Here is a 7,245-nt window from a genome sequence, read left to right on the forward strand (position 1 = left end):
ACAGCTCGGGGGTGAGGCCCTTGTACTCGGTCTCGCGGCCCTTGGCGCTGACGACGCGGACGACCTCGCCGATGAGCACGAGCACGATGAAGATGACGATCATCGGGACCTTCTCGCCGACCTCGGCGGCGGAGAACGGCACCAGCGTCGCGACGATGGCCAGGATCAGCTCGATGCAGGGGATGGCCAGCATGACCTTCATCATCGCGCCCTTGAACGGGAACGTGAAGATGCGCTCGCGGTCGGGGTCGTTCCTGCGGAGGTTGAGGAACGCCGGGAACATCGGGATGTAGGTGAGCAGCAGGAAGACGACGGAGGTGCCGAAGAGCATCCAGAAGACGCCGTTGGAGATGGCGTCGACGGGAACGAGCTGCAGGCAGAGGACCAGGGAGGCGACGACGGCGTTGACCAGGTTGGCGCCGTTGGGCATGTCGTCCTCGGAGACCATCGAGGCGAAGACCTTGGGCATGTTGCCGTGCTCGGCGGCGTAGCGGGCGACGGAGTTGACGCCGAAGGACCAGGCGGCCATGTTGGCGAACAGGGTGATCAGGAAGGCGATGCAGATGACCTTGAAGAGCACGGAATCGCCCACCATGGTCTGGACCGCGACGATCATGCCGTAGTCGGGGTCGATGGAGTCGGCCGGGATGGCGGCGCCGATGCCGAAGCCGGCGAACAGGTAGATGGCGCCAATAGCCACGCCGCCGCCGACGATAGCCTTGGGGATATCGCGAGCGGGATCGGCCATGTCATCGGTCATGGTGCAGATGACCTCGAAGCCCATGAAGTTGAAGATGATGATGGACAGGTAGCCCAGGGCGTTGGTGTTGGTGAGCTCGGGCAGGAAGGTGGCGGCGGACATGTCGCTCGCGAAACCGTTCTCCATGGCATACCAGATGCCCAGGGCGCCGACGATGACGGCAACGGCGACCTTGATCAGGGCGCCGCCGTTGAGGACCCACTCGGAGTCGGCCGCCTTGGAGCGGCCCATGAGGTAGACGATCCACACGAAGGCGAGCTCGATGCCCATCTTGGCGATCAGGTTGAACTCGACGCCGAAGACCATGCCCAGGATGTCGGGGAACATGGTCGCCAGCGAGGCGATCCACAGGGGGTAGTTGACCCAGTAGTAGTACGAGATGCGGGCGCCCCACTTGTCGCCCAGGCCATCGCGTACCCAGTCGTAAATGCCGCCCTCGCCGTCATAGGTGGTGCCGAGCTCGGCGACGACCATGCCGTAAGGGAGCAGGAAGGTCAGGATCAGGAAGATCCACCAGAAGAACTGCTGGTTGCCGATGGCAGCAGCAGGAGCGGCGGCCTCGCAAACGAAGACGACGCAGATGATGGTCGAAATGACCGTCAGGAAGGAAAGCTTTTTCTTTCCGTCACTCATATTTAATCCTTTGCTCAGTCGTTTTCAGACAGGGCGCCAGTGCTTACGCGCAGTGGCGCAGATGATGGGCAGCAACAGACAAGCATCTGCTGCCGCCCATCAGAAAGCATCGTACAGGCCATACCACACGTCGGTGTAGATGAAGTCGGCGCCCTTGATGCACTCGGTTGTCGTCGGAGACCTTGCAGTTCTCCCCGCCGATGGCCATGAGGTCGCCCATCTCCTGCGAAGGCGGGCGAGCCGTAGCTCGCCCGACCTGATACGTCTTACAGACCGTGCTTACCGAGGGCCGCCATGCGCTCATTGATGGTGGCGCGGTATGCCGCGGCCTTCTGCTCGTCGGGCTCGCTCTGGGGACACAGAGTGGCCAGGATGGCGCGAATGGAGTGCTTGCGGTTCTCGGCCTCGACCCAGCACAGGGAGCGCTCGGGATCGTCCATGACCTCGTCGACGACTTCCTCGCCACGGTTGGCGGGCAGGCAGTGCATGAACATGCTGTTCGGACCGGCAACGTTCATCATATCCCAGGTCACCTGGTACTTCGGATAGAACACATCCATGTAGCTGGAGCTGGAGACTTCACTGTCGTAGAGGCCGTACCACACATCGGTGTACACGAAGTCGGCGCCCTCGATGCAGGAAATGTCGTCGGAAATGGTGATGGTGCCGCCGGAGACCTTGCAGTTCTCCTCGCCGATAGCCATGAGATGCTTGCCGAACTCGGCGCGCTCCTCATCGGTGCCTATATGCAGGCAGCCGTCAGGAATCTGATGCCCCTTCGGCCCGAACTGCACGAAGTCCATGCCCATCTTAGTGCAGATGAACATGAGCGACGCGCAGGTCTGGGTGGCATCGCCGATCCAGGCAAACTTGCAGTCCTCGATCTTCTTACCGGCGGGCAAGTTCTCGATCATGGTCATGAGGTCGCCGAGCTCCTGGGTGGGATGGTTGTACTCGCTCATGCCGTTGATGACGGGGGCCGCGGAGTACTTCGCCAAGCTCACTACATCCTTATGACGATCGACGCGGGCCATGAGGATGTCGACGAGGCTTCCCATAACGCGGCCGGAGTCCTCGATGGACTCATGGCCACCCAGCTGGATGGAGCCGGGGCCGAAGAACTGGGCGTGACCGCCGAGGTCGGTCATGGCCGTCTCGAAGGAGATGCGGGTACGGGTGGACACCTGCTGGAAGATCATGCCGAGGGTCTTGTCCTTCAGCAGGTGCGGGTACTCGCCGCCCTCCTTGATGAGCCCCTTCATGGCGATGGCCAGATCTACCATGCCGAGCAGCTCTTCTTTTGTGAAGTCGTTGGTGTCGATGTAATCCTTGACCATTGAAATCTCCTTCAAAATTCGTTGGCCGGACCGCCCCTTGCGGACCGCGCCCCCATGAAGCGCCCCAAAATGAGCGAGACGCTCCCTTGCGCCACACAGCATGGGGCGCACCCGTAGTTTTGAGAAGAAATAACCAGGATTATTTCCAGATTACATTAGCTCACCGCACACCTTACCCTGGCTAATCCTAGCTAATCCTAACTAATCCTAGCTAGTCCTAACGCCTAGACGGATTGATATTGAACTGGTTTCTTCGCCCTGTGCGCCGTTGTCAACACCTTGCGCCTCCGTTCTAAGGAACCGACGCGCCCGACGCCCAAGAATACGTAGACGGCTGATCCCGTAGGGGGCGGCCGCATAGCCGCACCGACCCCCAGCCTCTCAGAGCCCGGCCCTCTTGCGGCCGCTCAGTTGCCGTCGGAATCGATGACGACAGCTTGGCCGGAAACCTTGACAGGGTACTCGCCTGCATCGGTGCCCGTTGCAGAAGCCTCAACGCCGGAAACGTAGAAGGTCTGACCATTGATATGGAACTCCAGGGCCTCGAAACCGGATACGGACTTCTCGGTGCCGTCGTAGGCCACGGACTTGGAATTGGGAGTGAGGGTGATCTGGTGCTTCTCGCTACGGTCGGCAACGGTCAGGGTTCCGTACGTCTTGTTGATCTGATAGTTGTCCAGATTGGTTCCCTCGTTGGGGATGCATTCGAATGCATTCTCGGAGGAGCCGACGATCTTCTGCGAGCCGGTGAAAGAATAGGTGGCACCTTGGCCATCGACCCAACCAGTATCCCGGGCAGCCTCCCCAACGGTGACCTTGTGATTGGTCAAGGGCTTGCCGTCGTACTCCTTGGAACCACTCGCGGAGGTCAGTGTTACCGGACGCTTTTCGACCGTCAATTTACCTTCGTTCTTCACGATGTTGTAGTATTCGGCAATAGACGGGTCGAGCGTTACACGAATCGCATTTTTCGATGTGCCACAATCGGTCTGAGAACCTACAAACTCTATTTCCATATGGTGAATAATAACCGAGTCTTTGTTGGCTATGCGTCGTTTGAATGTAATTACCTCTCTAATAAATCATATTTGTTACTTTTCAGCACCACCAAACCAGATTCTGCCTCCTTCGAACCAGGCACCCACCCCATCAAGACCACGAAGCATCCCCGCCCTCAGCCTCGGCCTGCTAGTCATGTGCCTGTTCACCTGGGAGAAAGCATGCCAAAGGCAGCGCTGGACCATGGTTTGCGGCCACACCTTCGCAACCGCGCGATGAGGACGACGAGGCCCCTGGCGAGGTATATGCCGTCGACGAAGACGACCCTGTGGACCTCGTCGACGCACTCGGGCATGGGCCAGACCTCCCGGAACTCGGCCGTCCTGCGCCTGAAGGCCCGCCCGCCGCAGTAGGGGCAATAGACGGTCTTCATGGGCACCTCTTCCGAAAGGGTTTTTAACGGTTCCGGAAAAGGTTATCTGCCTGCGGGAACGATAGGCAACCGGACACACATTCTATCCGAGCGGTTAAAAGCGGGCACGGAATTTATACGGCTGAAAAAGGGACGTCGACCTGCGCCGATGCCCCCAACGTGGACACACATTTTGTCCTATAAGCCTTAGCCAACAGATTGCCTGCACAAAAAACATGGCCACCCGCAAAGGGTGGCCATGTAGATTCTATCTGCAAGAAATCTTTTGCGTGCGTGGTGTGCTTTCGCGCATTCAGTCATGCGCGCCTTCGCGCTTTCACACTCTAGCACGTTCACGCGTCCACGCTTTCCGCATTCTCGCGTTCGCGCTTTCGTACTGGTCTATTCGCCTGTACGAATTACCACGTGCGGGAATTCATCTGGCGGAACTGAGCAACGGTTGGAGCGTGCGAATTCATGCCGCCGTCAACGTTGATGATCTGTCCCGTGGTGTAGGTACTTTCATCGGAGCCAAAATATACGGCTGCATGAGCAATGTCTTCGGGGCAACCGTAGCGGTTAACCATGATGCTACCCAAGAAGATATCTTTGAGCATCTGAGGAACCTTCGCCTCGTTTTCTGGCGTAACAATCAAGCCTGGACGGATGCAATTGCAGCGGATGTTGTCTTTGCCGTATTGCAAGGCAACGTATTGCGTGAAGATGTCTACGCCCGCCTTGGCGCATGCATAAGCGGTAGAACCTAAGTCGCCTGCACATGATGCCATAGAGCCAATGTTTACGATTGCGCCGCCACCAATTTCTTTCATGTAGGGGATAGCGCACTTCGTTGCATAGAAGGTGCCGCGCAGGTCGCTTTCCAAAATAGCGTCCCACATTTCAAGGGTGAGCTCGTCAACACGACCGTCCTTGAGGGCAACGTTTGCTGCATTGTTTACCAAAATATCGAGCTTGCCGTATTGCTCTACAGTGTCTGCAATAAGCGCTTCGATGCTTGCTGGTTCGGTAATGTCGAAATAGTGGAAGCTTGCCTTGCCGCCTGCTTCAACAATTTGATCAACTACAACTTGGCCTTTTTCGGCACGACGACCACTAATAACAACCGTTGCGCCCTCGGCTGCGTATACCTTTGCGATACCGATGCCAATGCCGCTGGTGGAACCCGTTACGATAGCAACTTTGCCTTCGAGTCTACCCATTGTGTTCCCTTTCTCGTTCAAATAATCGATAAGGTATTTGTATTCCTTTTTTGCGTGTTTGTGAATATTTGCATAGAAAAAGCGGATGGCAGGCGTGTGGATTTCGGCAGGAAGGGAAGGGGCCGGCCGCGTTGCGTGCACTGCCGTATTCTTTTCTGCAGGAAAATATGTTGAGCTGCTCGTTTTTCTGTTTGAATAGTAGACAGATTTAGCATGGTCAGAGGCTGCTGGCAAACAATTTACTCCCTCAACAAAACGCTTGCTCTCTGACATGCCATGCTCGGCGCACAAGGTTGGCACCTTCCCAGACGGGAAGGTGCCTTTTCTGATTATCTTAGCGCTTCATTTCAATGGAGCTGCACCAATGGTATCCGTGCTTATTTATAGTTGTTTATAGTTGTTGCGCTTTCTGAACGTGAAGAGCGCCCCAGCACCGGCAGCGATCGCCACGCCGCAGATGCCCATTGCATAGAGGGCGGCGCTATCGCCGGTGTGAGGGAGATTGGATGCAGACTTATTGGAGTCGACCCCGACGATGGTCAGCTTGGCATCGTCGATGTCCACGGTGAACTGGCCGGTCACGTCATTGCCATCGGAATCGATGACGACAGCTTGGCCGGAAACCTTGACAGGGTACTCGCCTGCATCGGTGCCCGTTGCAGAAGCCTCAACGCCGGAAACGTAGAAGGTCTGACCATTGATATGGAACTCCAGGGCCTCGAAACCGGATACGGACTTCTCGGTGCCGTCGTAGGCCACGGACTTGGAATTGGGAGTGAGGGTGATCTGGTGCTTCTCGCTACGGTCGGCAACGGTCAGGGTTCCGTACGTCTTGTTGATCTGATAGTTGTCCAGATTGGTTCCCTCGTTGGGGATGCATTCGAATGCATTCTCGGAGGAGCCGACGATCTTCTGCGAGCCGGTGAAAGAATAGGTGGCACCTTGGCCATCGACCCAACCAGTATCCCGGGCAGCCTCCCCAACGGTGACCTTGTGATTGGTCAGGGGCTCGCCGTCGTACTCCTTCGAACCACTCGCGGAGGTCAGGGTGACCGGACGCTGTGCGACATTCAATGGAGCATAACTAATGGTAATAGCGTAGTGTTCCTTGAAGTATTCCTCACTACCTGAAGGAAACTCTACGTCAAACGTATTATCCGATTCGCCAGCATTCGTCTGAGAACCGGTCATCTTGTATTTAACTCTGTCTCTGTCAGCAGAAATCCAACCCTCCCCATCTTCACTAATTCCTGTGACAGTAAGAGGGGTGCCGTCATAGATCTTTTCGCCATACGAGGAAGACAAACGTACGGTACGCTTTCTAATCTCGATTCGAATTGTCTCTTCATCCAAATCACCTCCCGAAACCTTCAAAATCACGCTGCCGATTTCAGTTCCCGTCACAGTAACGCGAGATGGATCATCCGTTTCCGTTACAGTGATAGCTCCAGTTTCGCCGTCCTTTTCCCAGCTCCAAACATAACTTGACCTTTTTGTCAAGTTTTGATAGCTCGTTATTTCATACCAAAAAATCGGGTCTGTTTTGCCTTTTATTCCCTTAAGCTCGGAGTCGCCTCCCGTATCAGCGAAAGCTGCGACGGGCAGAAAAGATGCTGCCAGCACTGCCGCCAGCATCACCCTCGCAAATCTTTTCGCAAGCGATTGGGAGAGAACTGCAGTTTCGACCTCTCCCCATTTGGAGAATTTGGCATCCATGAAGCTCATGTCTGCTCCAATCGCATCGAATTGAACCAACGTAAAACGCAACACGACGTACAGTGTGTTGCTGCGTTTTTTCGATTTGGTAAAGAATAACCGAATCTTTGTTGGCTATGCGTCGTTTGAATGTAATTACCTCTCTAATAAATCATATTTGTTACTTTT

At 55.9% G+C, this 7,245-nt stretch carries 6 protein-coding genes; all 6 read right to left on the minus strand.

Translation table 11 applies throughout. The features are described from left to right. The coding region (locus tag ACQRCA_RS08105; protein WP_427719843.1) for an APC family permease at positions 1 to 1,393 on the minus strand (1,393 nt) is incomplete at its 3' end. Between the two features lie 266 nt (positions 1,394 to 1,659). Further along, positions 1,660 to 2,730, minus strand: a complete 1,071-nt coding sequence (gene ptcA, locus ACQRCA_RS08110) for a putrescine carbamoyltransferase (protein ID WP_427719844.1) — start codon at positions 2,728 to 2,730, stop codon at positions 1,660 to 1,662. 407 nt (positions 2,731 to 3,137) lie between these two features. Next, positions 3,138 to 3,746, minus strand: a complete 609-nt coding sequence (locus tag ACQRCA_RS08115) for a hypothetical protein (RefSeq protein ID WP_427719845.1) — start codon at positions 3,744 to 3,746, stop codon at positions 3,138 to 3,140. 188 nt (positions 3,747 to 3,934) lie between these two features. Further along, positions 3,935 to 4,162 (minus strand): hypothetical protein, encoded by a 228-nt coding sequence (locus tag ACQRCA_RS08120; RefSeq protein ID WP_427719846.1) that lies wholly within the window; start codon positions 4,160 to 4,162, stop codon positions 3,935 to 3,937. Between the two features lie 398 nt (positions 4,163 to 4,560). After that, positions 4,561 to 5,652, minus strand: coding sequence for an SDR family NAD(P)-dependent oxidoreductase (locus ACQRCA_RS08125; RefSeq protein WP_427719847.1), 1,092 nt, complete (start codon positions 5,650 to 5,652; stop codon positions 4,561 to 4,563). A 90-nt stretch (positions 5,653 to 5,742) separates the two neighbouring features. Next, positions 5,743 to 7,086: an LPXTG cell wall anchor domain-containing protein gene (locus ACQRCA_RS08130; RefSeq protein WP_427719848.1), complete on the minus strand. Its 1,344-nt coding sequence runs from the start codon at positions 7,084 to 7,086 to the stop codon at positions 5,743 to 5,745. Positions 7,087 to 7,245 lie beyond the last annotated feature (159 nt).

The sequence above is a fragment of the Collinsella sp. SGI.095 genome (genome assembly GCF_050314535.1).
Taxonomy (GTDB): Bacteria; Actinomycetota; Coriobacteriia; order Coriobacteriales; family Coriobacteriaceae; genus Collinsella.